Origin of the sequence: Mesorhizobium sp. M0159 (assembly GCF_040322295.1) — a bacterium.
Classification (GTDB): domain Bacteria; phylum Pseudomonadota; class Alphaproteobacteria; order Rhizobiales; family Rhizobiaceae; genus Mesorhizobium.
In genome coordinates this window covers 22,854-40,903 of record NZ_JAMYTF010000008.1, presented here as the reverse complement: position 1 = coordinate 40,903, position 18,050 = coordinate 22,854, and the positions used below count along the sequence as shown (strand labels likewise).

The 18,050-nt window shown below is 63.3% G+C and carries 11 protein-coding genes; 4 read left to right on the top strand and 7 right to left on the bottom strand.

Features of this window, described 5'->3' with window-relative positions:
- The first annotated feature begins 67 nt into the window (after nt 1–67).
- Together gltB and NKJ32_RS10910 are read left to right on the top strand one after the other, a co-directional pair.
- Nucleotides 68–4,798 carry a glutamate synthase large subunit gene (gene gltB, locus NKJ32_RS10915; protein ID WP_352568147.1) on the top strand — a complete coding sequence of 1,577 codons (4,731 nt, stop codon included), beginning with the start codon at nt 68–70 and terminating at the stop codon, nt 4,796–4,798.
- A 143-nt stretch (nt 4,799–4,941) separates the two neighbouring features.
- Entirely contained in the window at nt 4,942–6,396 is a 1,455-nt protein-coding gene (locus NKJ32_RS10910) for a glutamate synthase subunit beta (RefSeq protein ID WP_352448228.1), read from the top strand.
- A gap of 22 nt (nt 6,397–6,418) precedes the next feature.
- Here the strand turns inward: NKJ32_RS10910 and NKJ32_RS10905 are convergent, their stop codons facing one another.
- Nucleotides 6,419–7,666 carry an SGNH/GDSL hydrolase family protein gene (locus NKJ32_RS10905; RefSeq protein ID WP_352568145.1) on the bottom strand — a complete coding sequence of 416 codons (1,248 nt, stop codon included), beginning with the start codon at nt 7,664–7,666 and terminating at the stop codon, nt 6,419–6,421.
- A 26-nt stretch (nt 7,667–7,692) separates the two neighbouring features.
- Nucleotides 7,693–8,919 carry a lytic murein transglycosylase gene (locus NKJ32_RS10900; protein ID WP_352568143.1) on the bottom strand — a complete coding sequence of 409 codons (1,227 nt, stop codon included), beginning with the start codon at nt 8,917–8,919 and terminating at the stop codon, nt 7,693–7,695.
- A gap of 207 nt (nt 8,920–9,126) precedes the next feature.
- Here NKJ32_RS10900 and galU point away from each other — a divergent pair, with 207 nt between their 5' ends.
- Nucleotides 9,127–10,032 carry a UTP--glucose-1-phosphate uridylyltransferase GalU gene (gene galU, locus NKJ32_RS10895; RefSeq protein WP_023675387.1) on the top strand — a complete coding sequence of 302 codons (906 nt, stop codon included), beginning with the start codon at nt 9,127–9,129 and terminating at the stop codon, nt 10,030–10,032.
- A 132-nt stretch (nt 10,033–10,164) separates the two neighbouring features.
- Here the strand turns inward: galU and NKJ32_RS10890 are convergent, their stop codons facing one another.
- On the bottom strand, nt 10,165–11,931 hold the full coding sequence (locus tag NKJ32_RS10890; RefSeq protein WP_352568142.1) for an outer membrane beta-barrel protein: 1,767 nt from the start codon (nt 11,929–11,931) through the stop codon (nt 10,165–10,167).
- A 150-nt stretch (nt 11,932–12,081) separates the two neighbouring features.
- Between NKJ32_RS10890 and NKJ32_RS10885 the strand changes: the two genes are divergently transcribed.
- Nucleotides 12,082–13,083 carry a KpsF/GutQ family sugar-phosphate isomerase gene (locus tag NKJ32_RS10885; protein ID WP_352568315.1) on the top strand — a complete coding sequence of 334 codons (1,002 nt, stop codon included), beginning with the start codon at nt 12,082–12,084 and terminating at the stop codon, nt 13,081–13,083.
- Nucleotides 13,084–13,090: 7 nt separating this feature from the next.
- On the opposite strand, the gene NKJ32_RS10880 is transcribed toward NKJ32_RS10885, so the two are convergent.
- The 4 genes from NKJ32_RS10880 to NKJ32_RS10865 form a co-directional block, all read right to left on the bottom strand.
- Complete coding sequence (locus NKJ32_RS10880) at nt 13,091–13,555, bottom strand: NfeD family protein (protein WP_352568141.1); 465 nt, start codon at nt 13,553–13,555, stop codon at nt 13,091–13,093.
- A 10-nt stretch (nt 13,556–13,565) separates the two neighbouring features.
- The gene (locus NKJ32_RS10875) at nt 13,566–14,516 is read right to left on the bottom strand and encodes an SPFH domain-containing protein (protein WP_352568140.1); all 951 of its coding nucleotides are present in this window, start codon (nt 14,514–14,516) and stop codon (nt 13,566–13,568) included.
- A gap of 130 nt (nt 14,517–14,646) precedes the next feature.
- Nucleotides 14,647–15,711, bottom strand: a complete 1,065-nt coding sequence (gene hemH, locus NKJ32_RS10870) for a ferrochelatase (protein WP_352568139.1) — start codon at nt 15,709–15,711, stop codon at nt 14,647–14,649.
- Between the two features lie 150 nt (nt 15,712–15,861).
- The gene (locus NKJ32_RS10865) at nt 15,862–17,889 is read right to left on the bottom strand and encodes a 5'-nucleotidase C-terminal domain-containing protein (protein ID WP_352568137.1); all 2,028 of its coding nucleotides are present in this window, start codon (nt 17,887–17,889) and stop codon (nt 15,862–15,864) included.
- Nucleotides 17,890–18,050: the final 161 nt, after the last annotated feature.

The window sequence follows — 18,050 nt, the reverse complement described above, 5'->3', positions numbered from 1 at the left end:
GAAAGGGGAGCCACGCGCTTCCCGACGGAAACCAGCGCCCGAAGGGGACGGAACGGAGGACAGGACGATGACGGACATGACGCCATCTGCGACGAAGGCCGCGCAGACGAAAGCGGCAGTCGTCAAAAATCCGTCCCTGACCAATATTGGGCGAACCAGCACCGGCTATGCCGCGCACGGCCTCTATGATCCGCGCAACGAGCATGATGCCTGCGGCGTCGGCTTCATCGTCAACATGAAGGGCGTGAAGTCGCACCAGATCGTCGAGGACGGCCTTGCCGTGCTCGAAAACCTGACGCATCGCGGCGCCGTCGGCGCCGATCCGCTGATGGGCGACGGCGCCGGCGTGCTGGTGCAGCTGCCGGACCGCTTCTTCCGCGAGGAGATGGCCAAGCAAGGGGTCGAACTGCCGAAGCCCGGCCACTATGCCGTCGGCCACGTGTTCATGCCGCGCGACCCGGAGCTGCAGGCGCATATCGAAGGCATCATCGCCGAGGTGGCGCAACTCGAGGGCCAGCCGCTGCTCGGCTTTCGCGACGTGCCTGTCGATAATTCATCGCTGTCCAAGGCGCCCGACATCGCCGCTTCCGAGCCGGTGCACCGGCAGGTGTTCCTGGGCCGCGGCGCCGAGATCGAGAACGACGACGATTACGAGCGGCGGCTCTACATCCTGCGCAAGGTCATTTCCGGCCGTATCCACGAAGAGACCAAAGGCGTCGACAACGGCTTCTATGTCGTCTCGATGTCGTCGCGGACCATCGTCTACAAGGGCATGTTCCTGGCCTATCAGGTCGGCGCCTACTACAAGGACCTCACCGACCCGCGTTTCGAGACGGCGCTGATCCTGGTCCACCAGCGCTTCTCGACCAACACGTTCCCGTCGTGGAAGCTGGCGCATCCCTACCGCATGGTCGCCCACAATGGCGAGATCAATACGCTGCGCGGCAACGTCAACTGGATGGCGGCGCGGCAGGCCTCGGTCGATTCCGAACTGTTCGGCAACGACATCTCGAAGCTGTGGCCGATCTCCTATGAAGGGCAGTCCGACACCGCCTGCTTCGACAATGCGCTCGAATTCCTGACGCAGGGCGGCTATTCGCTCGCCCACGCCATGATGATGCTGATCCCGGAAGCCTGGGCCGGCAACAAGCTGATGGGTCAGGACCGCAAGGCCTTCTACGAGTATCACGCAGCCCTGATGGAGCCGTGGGACGGGCCAGCGGCGGTTGCCTTCACCGACGGCCGCCAGATCGGTGCCACACTCGACCGCAACGGGCTGCGGCCGGCGCGCTACATCGTCACCGATGACGACCGCGTCATCATGGCCTCGGAAGCCGGCGTGCTGCCGGTGCCGGAGGAAAGGATCGTCAAGAAGTGGCGGCTGCAGCCCGGCCGCATGCTGCTGATCGACCTGGACAAGGGCCGCATCGTTTCCGACGAGGAGATCAAGTCGGAGATCGCGACCAGGCACCCCTACAAGAGCTGGCTCGCCAACACACAGCTCATCCTCGAGGATCTGAACCCGGTCGAGCCGCGCGCCCTGCGCAGGGATGTCTCACTGCTCGACCGCCAGCAGGCGTTTGGCTACACCCAGGAGGACACCAAGCTGTTGATGTCGCCGATGGCGACCACCGGCCAGGAAGCGGTCGGCTCGATGGGTACCGACACGCCGATTTCGGCAATGTCGGACAGATCGAAGCTGCTCTACACCTATTTCAAGCAGAATTTCGCACAGGTCACCAATCCGCCGATCGACCCGATCCGCGAGGAGCTGGTGATGAGCCTGGTGTCCTTCATCGGGCCGCGGCCCAACATCTTCGATCTTGTCGGCAATTCGCGCCGCAAGCGGCTCGAAGTGCGCCAACCGATCCTGACCAATGGCGATCTGGAGAAGCTGCGCTCCGTCGGCCACACCGAAGACCGTTTCGACACCAAGACGATCGACATCACTTACGGTTCGAATGAAGGCGCGGCCGGCATGCAGGGCGCCATCGACCGGCTATGCGAGCGCGCCGAGGCGGCGGTCGCCGGCGGCTACAACATCATCATCCTGTCGGACCGTCAGCTCGGCCCGGACCGCATCGCCATTCCGGCACTGCTGGCGACTGCGGCCGTGCACCATCATTTGATCCGCAAGGGATTGCGCACGTCGGTTGGGCTCGTCGTGGAATCCGGCGAGCCGCGCGAGGTGCATCATTTCTGCTGTCTCGCCGGCTACGGCGCCGAGGCGATCAATCCCTATCTCGCTTTCGACACGCTGCTCGACATGCACAAGCGTGGCGAATTGCCGGCGGAGGTCGACGCCTACGAAGTCGTCTCCCGTTACATCAAGTCGATCGGCAAGGGCATCCTGAAGGTGATGTCCAAGATGGGCATCTCCACTTACCAGTCCTATTGCGGCGCGCAGATATTCGACGCCATCGGGCTCAAGTCGGACTTCGTGCAGAAGTACTTCACCGGCACGGCGACGCTGATCGAAGGCGTCGGGCTGGACGAGATCGCCGCCGAAACGGTCAGCCGCCACACCGACGGCTTCGGCAACGACCCGGTGCTGCGCAACAGCCTCGAGGTCGGCGGCGAATACATGTTCCGCATGCGCGGCGAGGCCCATATCTGGTCGCCCGACGCAGTGGCGACCTTGCAGCACGCCGTGCGCCAAGGCTCGTGGGAGACGTTCAAGGACTATTCCGCCCAGATCGACAGCGAGACGGCGCAGGCGCAGACCATTCGCGGCCTGTTCAAGATCAAGCTTGCGCAAGAGACCGGGCGTAAGAAGGTCAAGCTCGACGAGGTGATGCCGGCGGCCGATATCGTCAAGCGCTTCTCGACCGGGGCGATGTCCTTTGGCTCGATCTCAAGGGAAGCGCACACGACACTGGCGCGCGCCATGAACGCCATCGGCGGCAAGTCGAACACCGGCGAGGGCGGCGAAGAGGCCGACCGCTATCTGCCACTGCCGGGCGGCGGCAAGAACCCCGAACGCTCGGCAATCAAGCAGGTCGCTTCGGGACGCTTTGGCGTCACGGCCGAGTATCTGGTCAATTCCGACATGATGCAGATCAAGGTCGCGCAAGGGGCGAAGCCCGGCGAGGGCGGCCAGCTGCCGGGCCACAAGGTCGATGCGACCATAGCAAAGGTCAGGCACTCGACGCCGGGCGTCGGCCTGATCTCGCCGCCGCCGCATCACGACATCTATTCGATCGAGGATCTGGCGCAGCTCATCTACGACCTGAAGAACGTCAATCCGGCGGCCGACGTATCGGTCAAGCTGGTCTCGGAAGTCGGCGTCGGCACGGTTGCGGCCGGCGTCGCCAAGGCGCGTGCCGACCACATCACCATATCAGGCTATGACGGCGGCACCGGTGCCTCGCCGCTGACCTCGCTCAAGCATGCCGGCAGCCCGTGGGAGATGGGCCTTGCCGAGACGCACCAGACGCTGGTGCTCAACGGCCTCAGGTCGCGCGTCGCGCTGCAGGTCGATGGCGGCCTGCGCACCGGGCGTGACGTCATTATCGGCGCACTGCTCGGCGCCGACGAGTTCGGCTTTTCGACCGCGCCGTTGATCGCGGCCGGCTGCATCATGATGCGCAAGTGCCATCTCAACACCTGCCCCGTCGGCGTCGCGACACAGGACCCGGTGCTGCGCAAGCGCTTCAAGGGCACGCCCGAGCACGTCATCAACTTCTTCTTCTATGTGGCGGAAGAGGTGCGGGCGCTGCTTGCCGAGATGGGCTACACCCATCTCGACCAGATCATCGGCGACACCGACCTTCTGGAAAAGCGCGAGCTGATCCAGCACTGGAAGGCACGCGGGCTCGACTTCAGCAAGATGTTCTACAAGCCCGATGCGCCGCACGAGGCGGTGCACTGGACCGAGCGGCAGAAGCATCCGATCGACGACGTGCTCGACCGCAAGCTGATCGAACTCGCAAAGCCGGCGCTCGAAGCCAGGCAGCCGGTCAGTATCGAACTGCCGATCCGCAACGTCGACCGTTCGACCGGCGCCATGCTGTCGGGCGAGGTGGCAAAGCGCTTCAAGCACAAGGGACTGCGCGAGGACACGATCTCGGTCAAGCTCACCGGCACGGCCGGCCAGTCCTTTGGCGCCTTCCTGGCGCGCGGTGTCTCGTTCGAACTGGTGGGCGCTGCCAACGACTATGTCGGCAAGGGCCTGTCGGGTGGCCGCATTGTCATCCGCCCGCCGGAGAACACGAAAATCGTTGCTGCCGAGTCCATTATTGTCGGCAATACCGTGCTCTACGGCGCAACCGAGGGCGAGGCCTATTTCTGCGGCGTTGCCGGCGAGCGTTTTGCCGTGCGCAATTCGGGTGTCGCCGCCGTCGTTGAAGGTGTCGGCGACCATGGTTGCGAATACATGACCGGCGGTATCGTCGTCGTCATCGGCCAGACCGGCCGCAACTTCGCCGCCGGCATGTCGGGCGGCGTCGCCTATGTGCTCGACGAGGCGGGTGATTTCGCCGAACGCTGCAACATGGCGATGGTCGAGCTGGAGCCGGTTCCGGAAGAGGACGACCTGATGGAAAAGCTGCTCCACCATGGCGGCGATCTCGACCATAAGGGCCGTGTCGACGTATCCGGCGATATGACCAGCCATGACGAGGAGCGGCTCTATCAGCTGATCTCCAACCACGTCCACTACACCGGCTCGGTACGAGGTCGCGAAATCCTCGACGACTGGGCGACTTTCCGGCCGAAATTCCGGAAGATCATGCCGGTCGAATACCGCCGCGCGCTGATCGAGATGGAGCGGATGCGCATGAACGTGGCGGCGGAATAGATTTGGAAATTGCCGGGAGGCCGTGCGTCCCGGCAACCATCTTCATCAAGAATCCTGACCTCGGACTGAAGGTTGCCACAGCTGCCTTATGAGGTTAACGGGTGCGTCGCCAGGCGTGCCTTCCGGACAGTAGGGACTGGACTATGGGCAAGGTAACAGGGTTTCTCGAGATCGACCGGCAGGTGCACAAGTACCAGCCGGCTTCCGACCGCATCCGGCATTTCCGCGAGTTCACGCTGCCGATGTCGGACAAGGAGGTCGAGAAACAGGCCGCGCGGTGCATGGATTGCGGCATTCCGTATTGCCATGGACCGACCGGCTGCCCGATCCACAACCAGATCCCGGACTGGAACGACCTCGTCTACAATGGCGACTGGGAAAACGCGATCCGCAACCTGCATTCGACCAACAATTTTCCGGAATTTACCGGCCGCATCTGCCCCGCACCTTGCGAGGAAGCCTGCACGCTGAACCTCGAGGATATTCCGGTCGCCATCAAGACGATCGAGCAGGCGATTGCCGACAAAGCCTATGAAACCGGCCATATCCGGCCCTATCCGCCGGAACGGAAGACCGGCAAGCGCGTCGCGATCATCGGCTCGGGGCCGGCAGGCATGGCGGCTGCCCAGCAACTCGGCCGCGCAGGCCATGACGTTCACGTCTATGAGCGCGAGAGCCGGCCGGGCGGGCTGATGCGCTACGGCATCCCCGATTTCAAGATCGAGAAGCATTATATCGACCGGCGCATCGAGCAGATGCAGGGCGAAGGTGTCAGCTTCCATTGCGGCGTCAATGTCGGCGTCGACAAGCCGGTCGCCGAACTGCTCGCCGAATATGATGCCGTGCTCTATTGCGGCGGTTCCGAAACGCCGCGCCCGGCCAACATCCCGGGCGACGATCTCGACGGCGTGCACGACGCCATGCCCTATCTGGTGCAGCAGAACAAGCGTATCGGCGGCGAGCCGATCCAGTCGGTCGCATGGCCGTCGCGCCCGATCGTCGCCGGCGGCCAGCATGTCGTCGTCGTCGGCGGCGGCGACACTGCCTCAGACTGCGTCGGCACCGCCTTCCGCCAGGGCGCGGTGCGCGTCACCCAGCTCGACATCCGGCCGCAGCCGCCGGAAAAGGAAGACAAGCTGTCGGTCTGGCCCTACTGGGCGACCAAGATGCGCACGTCATCGTCGCAGGCCGAAGGCGCCGAGCGCGAATTCCAGGTGGCGACGCTTGAATTCATCGGCGAGGACGGCCAGCTGACCGGGGTCAAATGCTGCGAGGTCGACGAAAAGCGCAAGCCAATCGCCGGCACCGAATTCGTCATCCGCGCCGATCTCGCGTTCATCGCCATCGGCTTTGCCGGGCCAGCCGCTCGCGGGCCGGTCTCGGAACTCGACGGGCAGATGAAGATCGTCACCGACAGCCGCCGTTCGAAGAATGTCGAGGCCAATGACCGGGACTACAGGACCAGCGTCGAAAGGCTCTATGCGGCGGGCGACGTGCGGCGCGGCCAGTCGCTGGTCGTCTGGGCGATCCGCGAGGGCCGCCAGGCGGCGCGCGCCATCGACGAGGCGCTGATGGGATCGAGCGTGCTGCCGCGCTGAGCCCGTTCCGAAGAGGTTCTGTTTACTGGCGGATCGCCGTCGTCGTATCGGATGCGGCCGCCGTCGCAGGCTGTGTCTTGGGTGGCCACGAGAAATCGTCGGCACGGCCCGGTGAGGCGTCGGGCGCCTTGCCCTCGATTACCAGCCTTTCGCCCGGCAAATGCTTGTCCGCTTTTGCCGGCGGGGCGGCGCCGAGAAGTTCCGAGCCGCCGTCCAGCGCCGGATCGCTGAGCAGCATCGGCACGGTGCGATCGACAGCTATCGGTGCGGCAGCAGGTGACGGCGCCTCGACGGGAGCGCCGGCCGGGGCAGAAGCCGGGACCACGCTTCCCGGCGCGGCCAGCCCAAGGATCTTCATCAGCGGCTTTTCGGTATAGAAGGCGAGCTTGCGCTTGCCGGCCTTCGACATGTTGATGCCGTCGTCGGAGCGCAGGCGCACCGATTGGCCGTTGATGTCCGGTCCGCTGGTGATGAAGGCGCCGTTCTCGTCGACGAACCCGTCCCAGACGTCGACGAATTCGCCGCCGTGGCTTTCGGCGGACGAGCGGAAGATGTCGTTGAAGGCCAGCATGTCGGAGGTCATTTTCGAGACCCGGAAGGCCGGCATGCCAACCCACAGATACGGCACCTTGGTTGCTGCGATGGCCTTGCCGAACGCTTCGGTCCGGCGCTCGTATTCCTTGGTCCAGTTTTCGGATCGCGGCTGCTCGCGCACATCGCCGACGCGCATCTGCTGCCGGTCGTTGGATCCGAGCATGACGACGACGGCTGCCGGTTTTTCGGCGGCGATCAGCGACTTGACCTGGTCTGGCCAGTTGTAGACATCGTCACGCACGAAGCCGGACGATCCGTTGGCACGGACGACGATCCTGACGCCGGTGTTCTCGGCAAAGGCGGCGTCGAGCCCCTCAGCCAGCCCAGACGCCATGAAATCGCCGACCACCAGAACGACGCGTGCATCCGGCGCCTTCTCGGCCACCGGGGTTGTCGGCTCGGCCGGCGGCGGCCGGCGAACTGACCGGGGCTTTCTCAGCTTGGGCCTGGGCTTTGTTCTCTGGAATTCTCTCTGGAATTCGGGCGGCGGCTGCTCAAACCGCTCGCTTCTGCGCGGAAACAACAGGTCGCGCAGCGACCAGCCACGACTTTCCGGCTCCTGCGCCATGGCCGCGGTATGAAAGGCACTGGCGGAGCCGACTGCCAGAACGGCGATCGCCAGAACGAGGATCGGCACGCGACGAACGATTAACCGGATGCGCGCAGCCGAAACCAATCACCCTCTCCATCCCGCAACCGGCTCTAGTTCTGCCTGAGCCATTTGAGCACTTCCTTGCTCGGATACCCGTCCTGGGTCAAGCCAGCCTTTGCCTGGAAGGCCATGATGGCGGTTTTCGATCCGTCACCGATCTTGCCGTCGAACTTGCCGTCGTAATAGCCGTGCTCGGAAAGTCGCTTCTGAAGCTCCTGCCTTTCCTCGAAGGAGAGCTTGGTAAACGGTCGTTTCCAGTCCTGCACAAGCCCGCCATAGCCGGCAATTTCGTCGGCAAGAAGGCCCACGGCGAGCGCATATTTGTCGGCATTGTTGTAGCGCTTGATGACCGAGAAATTCTTGATCATCAGGAAAGCCGGCCCGCCGCGGCCGCCGGGCAGCTTCAACGTCGCCTTGTCCGCACCGTTCTTGAACGGCCTGCCGTTGGCACGGCTGACCCCCAACGCCTGCCATTGCGACAGCGACTTCGAGCCTCCGGGCAGCTTCTTGCCGTCCGGAAGGCTGACCTCATAACCCCAGGTCTTGCCTGCCTGCCAGCCGTTCTTCCTCAGCAAATTGGCGGCTGTCGCCAGTGCGTCGGGAATCGAATTCCAGATGTCGCGCTTGCCGTTGCCGTCCATATCGACCGCATAGGACTGGTAGCTGGTGGGGATGAACTGGGTATGGCCCATCGCGCCGGCCCATGAGCCGCTGAGATGGCTTTCGTCGATGTCGCCGGTCTGCAGGATCTTCAGCGCCGCGATCAGTTGGGTGCGGGCAAATTTCGCTCGCTTCGGGTCGGCATAACCAAGCGTCGCCAGCGAGCGCACCACATTGCGCATGATATCATCGCGCTTGAGGGTTTCGCCGTAGTTAGATTCCATAGACCAGATGGCCAGCAGGATGTAGCGGTCGACGCCGTATCTTGCCTCGATCCTGTCCAGCCAAGGCTTCCATTTCCTTGCCATCTGCTGGCCGACGGCGACCGACTGGTCATGGACGCGGTTGTCGAAATAATCCCAAGCGGGTGCGGTGAATTCGGGTTGAGTACGGGCCTTTTCCAGCACCACCGGGTCAGCATCGTTGATGCCCTTGAATGCCTGGTCGTAGACGGAGCCGGAAACGCCGCTCGCCACGGCGGTAGCACGGAAGCTGGCGACCCATTGGCGGAAGCCGGCATCGGCAAAAGCCGACCCGCTGGGCATGAGCAAGGCAAGCGAGAGGCTGGCGGCCGTCAGGACGCTGGTGAAGCGCCTTGCGGCGTTGCGAACGGACATCTTTTCCTCCTTCTTCATCTCAGGAAGACTATTCATCGCCGAACCCGGTTAGCATTTGGTTTACCATAGGTGTCGTCCGGGGTGAAAAGATGCGTCAATGCTTTACCAGCTGAGATTTCTGACCCGCCGTTCAGTAATCCTCGATTTCGGCATGAAAATGTCTCGAATCGGGATTGCCGAACAGTCATGCAAATGGATAATTGGCACATGAAGAGAGTTCGCAAGGCAGTGTTCCCGGTTGCCGGTCTCGGCACGCGCTTTCTCCCCGCCACCAAGGCCATTCCCAAGGAAATGCTGACTGTCGTCGACAGGCCGGTCATCCAGTATGTGGTCGATGAGGCGCGCGAAGCCGGGATCGAGCATTTCATCTTTGTGACCGGCCGCAACAAGGCGGTCATCGAGGATCACTTCGATGTCCAGTTCGAGCTCTACGACACGCTTGCGCAGCGCGGCAAGGACGACCAGCTCGCCCGCCTGCAGCGGCTGCAGCCGGCGCCGGGGCAGACCAGCTTCACCCGCCAGCAGGTACCGCTCGGCCTTGGTCACGCCGTCTGGTGCGCGCGCGAGCTCGTCGGCGACGAGCCCTTTGCGCTGCTGTTGCCCGACATGATCATGCAGTCGGAAAAAAGCTGCATGAAGGACATGGTCGAGCTTTACGCCGAGACCGGCAACAACATCGTCGCCGTGCAGGAATGCGATCCGGCCGAGGCGCACAAATACGGCATTGTCGGCCGCGGCGAGGACGCGCATCACGGTTTCCGCATCACCGGCATGGTGGAAAAGCCGAAGACCGGCACGGCGCCGTCGAACCTCTACATCAACGGGCGCTATATCCTGCAGCCGGAGATATTCAAGATACTCGAAGGTCAGGAAAAAGGCGCCGGCAACGAGATCCAGCTCACCGATGCAATGCTGAAGCTGCAGAAGCAACAGTCCTTCTACGGCTACCACTACCGCGGGCGGACGTTCGACTGCGGCTCGCCCGAAGGCTTCGTCGAGGCCAACGTTGCCTTCGCACTGTGGCGCAGAGACATGAATGCCAGCATGGCCGGTGTCATTCGCACGCTTCTCGACGAACTCGCGCCGTCAGAACGCCGCGGCGTAGCCTTGTAGTTTCAACACCGGTTGCCGCGCTGATCGGCTAAAGCGCGCCGCGTTCGACCGGCCTCATGCGACGCGCTTTAGGTTCTTGTTTTACGCAAGTCGTTATCGCAAAACCGCTGCACACTTTTGCGCGACATGCATTTAGCGCTGCAACTTCAAGCCGACGAAGATACTGTTGGCCGTGTAGTCGCGCCCAACCAGGTTGCTGGTCAGTTTTTCAGTCCTGGCGCGGGTGGTGAGCCCGGTGTAGCGGTTCAGCCACCACGTCAGCCCAGCCTCGGCGCTCAGCGTCAAATCATGATCGTCGGAGCCGGTATAGTCGCGCCATTCAAGGCCGAGAGCGGCATTTCCGGTCAGGTTGGCGCGGATCTGCCGCTCGCCGGTGAGGCTGCCGGAATAGAGCATGTCGCCGCTTTCGCCCGCATTCGTCGTGTTCTCGGCGGTCGTCTGTGCGGTGAGCCCGATCGTGGTGCCGCGTTCCGGCGACCATTTGAGATCGGCATTGACCGTCGCGCCCGAAATAGCCGGCAGGGCATCGTCGTCGATAGCTTCGCGCAGCCAGCCGACCGAGAACTCGCCGCTAAGCTTCTCGCGGAGATCGAGCTCGACGCCGGCCCGTGCGCCAAGCCTGGTCGAGGAGCGCTGGAAGCCGTTTGGATCGACGCGCAAATCATAAGCGCGCCGGCCGATCTCGATTTCGGTGAACGGGGTGATGGCAGGCGAGATCTCGTAACCGGTACGCAAAATGGCCGTGTAGAGCGTCGAGTCGCGGCCCTTCTGCGACAGCGATCCGCCCGACGAAAGCTTGGCGTCGCCAAAGATGTCGTGCTCGACCGCGCCAGTCAGCGCGAAGCGCATTTTGCCGGCATCCTTCTCGACGGCGAGACTGCCGTTCACGGTCTGGCGCACCGGCTGGCCAACGGCGCCGACGACCGCGTCCGGCGCCGAGGCCGATTCGGGCAAGGCCTCATAGCCCAGCTTGGCGATGGCGCGCAGATCATTGTCGAGATCGATGTTGAGTGTGCCGTCGACGCGGCCTTGCGCCTCGTGAATGTCATAGCCGGACAAGGTTTCGCGGAAGATGCCATAGCCCTCAACCGTCGCCGAATTCTCCCGCCAGTCGGAGACGGCGTTGAAGCGCAGCGTCGTTTCCGACAGCAAGGCCGGCTTGCCGAGGCTGCTCGAATCGGCGTTTGTCGAAGACGTCAGGCCTTGCTCGAGCGTCGGCCGGATCACGAAGGAGCCGAGCTTGATGCCGGTGGCGGCGAACGGGTCGTCCTCGTTCTTGTTGTCCTGGCCTTCGATGGCTTCGGTGCGCTCGGCGCCAGGGTCGAGCTTGAGCCTCTCGGCGGAATCGATGGTGACGGCACGGCGGTTGACCGTATCCTGCTCGTCTATGGCGGCGGTATCGGTGTCGTCGGTCGCCGCCGCGGCTGCAGTCGCGGTTCTCTTGCGCTTCTGGCTGTCAGCGGTCTCGTCTTCGGCGTTGGCCGCATTGGCGGCGCGTTGCGTCGCGCTTGGCCGCCGTCGGGGGGGCGGAGCAGGGTTGTCGGGAAATGGATCGCCGATGGCCGCTGGTTGATCGAAAGTGCCGCCGGTTTTGGCCGCCTCGCCCGTGCCGTCGTCAGGCAACGCCCCTTGGCTGGCCGGGCGATAGGTAGGCAGCGGCGTATTGTCGTTGGCGGTTGCAGCAGCCTGTGCGGCTTGGGTTCCGGCTATGCTCGATTGCCTGATCTTGTACTGCTGGTCGTCCAGGATTGTCGATTCCGAAACCTCGCCGCGCAGCTCGGTTTCCTGGGCGCAAAGCAGTGCCGGCCGCGACAACGCAAAGACACTGGTTGCCAGCAGCAAAGCGCAAACCGCCTTGCCCTTTCGTCCCATTTTGTTTTGAGGCTGAAACCCGGACATCGGCACCACTGCTTGCGCGGCGCACGCGCGCCATACTTACGAAACCGTAAATGGGGATGGTTAACGGAGCGTTGAGGCATGGCCCGTCAGGAGGTTCGGGACGGCAATTCCGTTGGACAGGCGCGCGCCGAAGCGCTAATCGCATCGTCCATGGACGTGAAATCCCCAGACAGGAAGCGGCATGACGGGCAGGCCGCGATTGCCTCGGCGCTGAGAACCGTGGCGACGGAGCAGGCCGGCGTCGCGGCACTGGCAGACGCTCTCGAAAACGGGCTGGCCGAGCCGTTCGCACGAGCCGTCGGCATGGTGTCGCAGATCGATGGCCGCGTCATCGTCACCGGGGTCGGCAAAAGCGGCCATATCGGCTCGAAGATCGCCGCAACGCTCGCCTCGACCGGCACGCCGGCCTTCTTCGTCCACCCTGCCGAAGCCAATCACGGCGACCTTGGCATGATCGCCAGAAACGACGCCATAATCGCGCTTTCGTGGTCGGGCGAAAGCCTTGAGCTCAAGGGCATCATCGCCTATTCGAGGCGCTTCTCGATCCCGCTGGTCGCGGTCACCGCGGGTGAAAAATCGGCTCTGGCGCGCGCGGCCGACGTTGTGCTTCTGCTGCCGCGAGCACCGGAAGCCTGCCCGCACGGGCTTGCGCCGACGACCTCGACACTATTGCAAATGGTGATGGGCGATGCGCTGGCCATCGCGCTCCTCGAGGCACGCGGCTTCACCCCGGACCATTTCCGCACGTTCCATCCCGGCGGCCAGCTCGGAGCCAACCTGACGCAGATCCGCGAGATCATGCATGTCGGCGACAGGCTGCCGCTGGTGTCGTCAGGTACCGGCATGCGCGAGGCAATCCTCGAATTGTCGCGCAAGGGGTTTGGCTGCGTGGCCGTGACTGCCGCGGACGGCAAGCTGATCGGCATCATCACCGATGGCGACATCAGGCGCCATATCGGCAGCGATCTCCTGGCAATGAGCGTCGATCAGGTGATGACCAAAGAGCCGAAAATGGCCGCGCCCGACACGCTTGTTGCGACGGCGCTGCAGACGATCAACGACTCGGCTATCACCAGCCTGATGGTGGTCGAAGGCAGGCGGCCGATCGGGCTCGTCCATCTGCACGACCTGCTGCGCATCGGTGCTGCCTAGCGGGCTTCTAGACCGCCTCGACCGTCAGTTCCAGGTCGGTATCAGCGGCGCCCGTCACGCGCACTTGCGTGCCGGCCGGCAGGTCAGGGCCGGAGACGCGCCACAACGTGTCGCCCAGCTTTATGCGGCCGCGCCCGTCCTTGATCGGCTCGGCAAGGGTCGCCGTCCGGCCGACCATCTGTGCGCCGCGACGGTTGAGCAGGGGCTGGTCGGTTTCATCATGGCGCCCGCCCACCAGCCGCTTGCCGACATAGGCCGAGACCAGCGACAGCGCGAGGAAGGCGAGGACCTGGACTTGCCAGGTCCAGAAACCGGCATCCCAGACGAGCAGTGAGACGACGCCGATCAACAGCGCGGCAATGCCGATCCACAGCATGAAAATGCCCGGCGCGATGACCTCCATTACCAGCAGGACGAAGCCGAGGACCATCCAGCTCCACGGGCCGAGTTCAGAAACAATGCGGTCGAGCATGGCTGTGGCCTCAGGTTTCGCTCGGACGAACGACCGGCGGGCGGGCGGCCTGTCGTGCGGCACCGGCGGTGCCTTCGCTTCGGAAAACTTCCTTGGCGATTTCGCCAATACCGCCGAGCGTGCCGATCAGCGATGAGGCCTCCATCGGCATCAGCACGAGTTTGCTATTTGTCGCTGAGCCGATCTTGGTCAGCGCTTCGGTGTATTTCAGCGCGACGAAGTAGTTGAGCGCCTGCACGTCGCCTTTGGAAATCGCCTCCGACACCACCTGCGTGGCGCGTGCTTCAGCCTCGGCCGAGCGCTCGCGCGCCTCGGCATCGCGGAAGGCGGCTTCCTTGCGGCCTTCGGCCTCCAGGATCTGCGATTGCTTGAGGCCTTCGGCGGCGAGGATCTGCGCGCGCTTATTGCGCTCGGCCATCATCTGTCGGCCCATCGATTCGACGAGATTGGCCGGCGGGTTGATGTCCTTGATCTCGACACGAGTGATCTTGATGCCCCAGGGGTGCGCCGCCTCGTCAACGACGCGCAGCAGGCGCTCGTTGATGGCGTCGCGGTTCGACAAAAGTTCGTCGAGGTCCATCGAGCCCATCACGGTGCGGATGTTGGTCATCGTGAGATTGAGAATCGCATTCTGCAGGCCGGAGACCTGGTAGGCGGCCTGCGCCGCGTTGAGCACCTGATAGAAGGCGATGCCATCAACGGCAACGGTGGCATTGTCGCGGGTGATGATCTCCTGCGTCGGAACGTCGAGCACCTGCTCCATCATGTTCATCTTGGCGCCGACACGGTCGACGAAAGGCACGATCAGGTTGAGGCCTGGGTTCAATGTCTTGGTGTAACGGCCAAAACGTTCGACTGTATAATTATAGCCTTGCGGAATTGTTCGGATGCCCTTGATAAGCACCAGCACGACAAGGGCGACAAGAACAAGAAGCGCGATATCAAAACCACTGAAACCCATTTGGCTCTCCCCTCAAAGGCCGGCCATGTTGGATATTCCACGCGACCGATTCCACCAAACACTTAAGTGTGTTTCAGCAATGTTACAATCAGGTGATCACGGATTGCGGGTGCATAGACGGGTGATCTGTTCAGGCCCAGCCGGACAGCTCGCGCCGCACCATCGCCTCGATCACCGCCATGCCCTCGGCACTGTCGTTGAGGCAAGGGATGTGTGCGAACTTTTCGCCGCCGGCATGATGGAAGGTCTCGGACGCTTCCCTGCCGATCTCGTCCAGCGTCTCGATGCAGTCGACGGAAAATCCTGGATTGACGATGGCGACCGATTTCACGCCTTCGCGCCCTAGTCTTTCGACCGTCTTGTCGGTGTAGGGCTGCAGCCACTCCTGCGCGCCGAAGCGCGACTGGAAGGTGGTAATCAGCTTGTTTTCATCCCAGCCGAGCTTTTCGCGCAGCAGTCGGGTCGTCTCGAGGCAATGGGCCTGGTAGGGGTCGCCCTTGTCGGAATAGGGTTTCGGAATGCCGTGATAGGAAGCGATGACAATTTCCGGTTCGAAGTCGAGGCTCGCCAGATGCTTTTCGATCGAACGGGCGAGCGCCTCGATATAGGCCGGCTCGTTGTAATAGGGTGGCACGCTGCGAATGGCCGGGGCGCGGCGCATCTTCATCAGCGCGCGAAACAGCTGGTCGTTGGCAGTCGCAGTCGTCGTCGCCGAATATTGCGGATAGAGCGGGAAAGACAGGATGCGGTCGCAGCCTTGCTCGACCAGTCTCTCGGCCACGCTCTCGGTCGAAGGGTTGCCGTAGCGCATCGCCCAGTCGACGACGACATTGGGTAGCTCGCCGAACGCGAGCCCGAGCTTCTCGGCCTGGGCGCGGGTGTAGGTTCGCAGCGGCGACTCGTTGCGCTCCCGGTTCCATATCCTGGCATAATTGGCCCCTGATTTCTTCGGCCGGGTGGTGAGGACCACGCCGTAGAGGATCGGATACCAGATCGCCTTGTTGAGCTCGATGACGCGCGGATCGGACAGGAACTCCCGGAGGTAGCGCCACATCGGCTTGAAGCCGGTGCCGTCCGGGGTGCCGAGATTGATCAGCATGACGCCGACCTTGCCGGTCCTGACCAGAGGGCGCCCTGCCGACGGCGAGGCGGCAGTCTTCTCGGCTTTGATTTCAGCAGGGTTGGCAAGCGTCATGAGGTTCTCCAACACCGCGAACCAACGGTGCCGCGGCGAAAGTAGCGATGCCGCGCCGGTTTTCAAATGCTGCGTCTGGCCGCACCTTATCCCAGAAATGCAACACCCGCCCGGTCTGCCGGGCGGGTGCATTGCGTTCCTGCGGCTGGATTACTTCGAGGCCGCCGGGATCGTCAAGGTTGCGCCGACCGGAAGGCGGCGTGGCTCGTAGGCTTTGTTGGCATCGGAGATTATTTTCCATTTGGTGCCGTCGCCATAAGCCTTCACCGCGAGATCCCAATAGGTATCGCCGGCGACGATTACATGGCTGCTTTCGGCCGGTGCCGGCTCAGCCGGAGCAGGGGTCGCCGGAGCCGGTGTGGCCGGAGCCGCAGGTGCCGCCGGCTGGGCCGGCTCGGCGGGTGCGGGTGCCGGCGCTGTTTCAGCCGGGACGGCCGGTGGTGTTTTGGAAATGTCGCCAGAGCCGGCCGGCATTTCGGGCATTGCCGGCTCAGCAGGCTTTGCCGGCGCAGCCTCAGCAGGCTTTGGCGGTTCGGCAGGGTTGGCAGGTTCTGCGGCCGGGGCCACGGTCGCGGCGATCTCGGTGATGCGGCCGTCGAGCTTCGGCGTATAGGGCCGGTGCGCGCCTAGGTAGTCGGCGACGACCTGTTCCAGCCCCGGGCCGTAATCATAAGCGTTCTTGGCCTTCTCGGCGAACACCTTGTAGCCGTCGCCGCCCTGGCGGACATAGTTGTTGGTGGCGACCAGGTAATCCTTGTCCGGCTTAATCGGCGTCCAGGCGCCGCCTTCCATGACCTCGACCGATTTGACGCGTCCGTTAGGCGGCGCCGATTTGTCGAACGCATATTTCAGGCCGGCAACCTGCGGGAAGCGCCCGGCGCCGTCCTCGACCTGGCTGAGGCCGCTTTCGAGGCCGGCAACCAAATCCTTGCCGGAGATCTGGAAGGTCGCCAGCGTGTTCTGAAACGGCAGGACGGTGAGAACCTCGCCCATGGTGACGGTGCCCTGGTCGATGGAGGCGCGCAAGCCGCCGCCATTCGAGATGACGATCTCGACACCTTGGCCCTTGACCCGGTCGAGGACGGCGTCGGAGACCAGATTGCCCATCTCGCATTCGCGGGCGCGGCAGTTTTCGCGACTGCCGTCGATCGCCTTGGTGGTCTCGGCGACTTCCTTGTTCTTCAAGGCCTCGATCGGCGCGCCGAGTTCCTTGATGCGAGCAAGCACGGCGGGGTCGGGCGTGATCGATTTGTCGAGATGGATGGGATCGCCGCTTGCCTCCTTGACGACGCCGTTGTCGTCGAACACGACCTTGAACTCGCCGAGATATTTCGAATAGGACGCCGCCTGCACGACAGGCACTTTGTAACCGTCCGGATTGTCGACCATCGTCGGATATGGGCCTTCCGCCTTGGGGTCGGTGTTGGACAGCAGCGAATGGCTGTGGCCGCCGACCACCACGTCGATGCCCGGGATATTGGCGATCACGTCGCGCTCGCGCTTGTAGCCGATATGGGTGACCGCGATGATCTTGTTGACGCCCTCTCGCTTCAGTTTCTCGACCTCGGCGGTGATCGACTTGACGTCATCTTCAATGGCGATGTTCGGGCCAGGCGAGGCAAGCTCCGGCGTGTCGTTGGTGACCGCGCCGACAATGCCGATCTTCTGGCCGCCGACCTCGACCACGATCGACGGCTTGACGCGGTCGCCGAGCTTGGATTGCGCATTGGCCTTCACATTGGCGCCGAGCACCGGAAACTTGATCATGTCGAGGAACGGCACCAGCGCCGACTCGCCATCGTCGAACTCATGGTTGCCAAGCGCCTCGGCGTCGAATTTCATCTGGTTGAGGAATTCGCCCTCGGTCTTGCCCTTGTAGGTCGTGTAGAAGAGCGAGCCCTGGAAATTGTCGCCGGCGCTGAGCAGCAGCACGTTCTGGCCCTCCAGCTTCTTGCGCTCCTGCGCAATCGCGGTGACCAGGCGGGCGGCACCGCCGACGCATTCGCCCTTGGTCTCCTCCTCGGCCGAGCAGGTCGATTCGTACTTGTTGTTGCTCTCGATGCGGCTGTGCCAGTCGTTGATGTGCAGGATGTTGAGCGTGTAGTCGGCAAAGGATACCCCAGCCGACAGGCCAAGCGCCGATGCCGACAGCGCGGCGATGGCAGCAATCTTCTTCATTCTCGTCTCCCGGGTGACTTGACCAGTGGCGTTAACGCTCTTGTTTGACTGGGATGTAACAGCCCTCTCAGGCCATGTTCACATCGCGTTTCAGTCGATGCAAGCTGAAATCGGCATCAGCTTTGCCGGCGCAAGAAGACGGCGGCTTGAAGCCGCCGCCC

Bases quoted from the DNA above. Each gene is read 5' to 3' on its own strand.
- galU (WP_023675387.1), top strand. From the start codon at position 9,127: ATGAAGAGAGTTCGCAAGGCAGTGTTCCCGGTTGCCGGTCTCGGCACG.
- NKJ32_RS10865 (WP_352568137.1), bottom strand. From the start codon at position 17,889: ATGAAGAAGATTGCTGCCATCGCCGCGCTGTCGGCATCGGCGCTTGGC.
- NKJ32_RS10910 (WP_352448228.1), top strand. From the start codon at position 4,942: ATGGGCAAGGTAACAGGGTTTCTCGAGATCGACCGGCAGGTGCACAAG.
- NKJ32_RS10890 (WP_352568142.1), bottom strand. From the start codon at position 11,931: ATGTCCGGGTTTCAGCCTCAAAACAAAATGGGACGAAAGGGCAAGGCG.
- gltB (WP_352568147.1), top strand. From the start codon at position 68: ATGACGGACATGACGCCATCTGCGACGAAGGCCGCGCAGACGAAAGCG.
- NKJ32_RS10900 (WP_352568143.1), bottom strand. From the start codon at position 8,919: ATGTCCGTTCGCAACGCCGCAAGGCGCTTCACCAGCGTCCTGACGGCC.
- NKJ32_RS10875 (WP_352568140.1), bottom strand. From the start codon at position 14,516: ATGGGTTTCAGTGGTTTTGATATCGCGCTTCTTGTTCTTGTCGCCCTT.
- NKJ32_RS10880 (WP_352568141.1), bottom strand. From the start codon at position 13,555: ATGCTCGACCGCATTGTTTCTGAACTCGGCCCGTGGAGCTGGATGGTC.
- NKJ32_RS10885 (WP_352568315.1), top strand. From the start codon at position 12,082: ATGGACGTGAAATCCCCAGACAGGAAGCGGCATGACGGGCAGGCCGCG.
- hemH (WP_352568139.1), bottom strand. From the start codon at position 15,711: ATGACGCTTGCCAACCCTGCTGAAATCAAAGCCGAGAAGACTGCCGCC.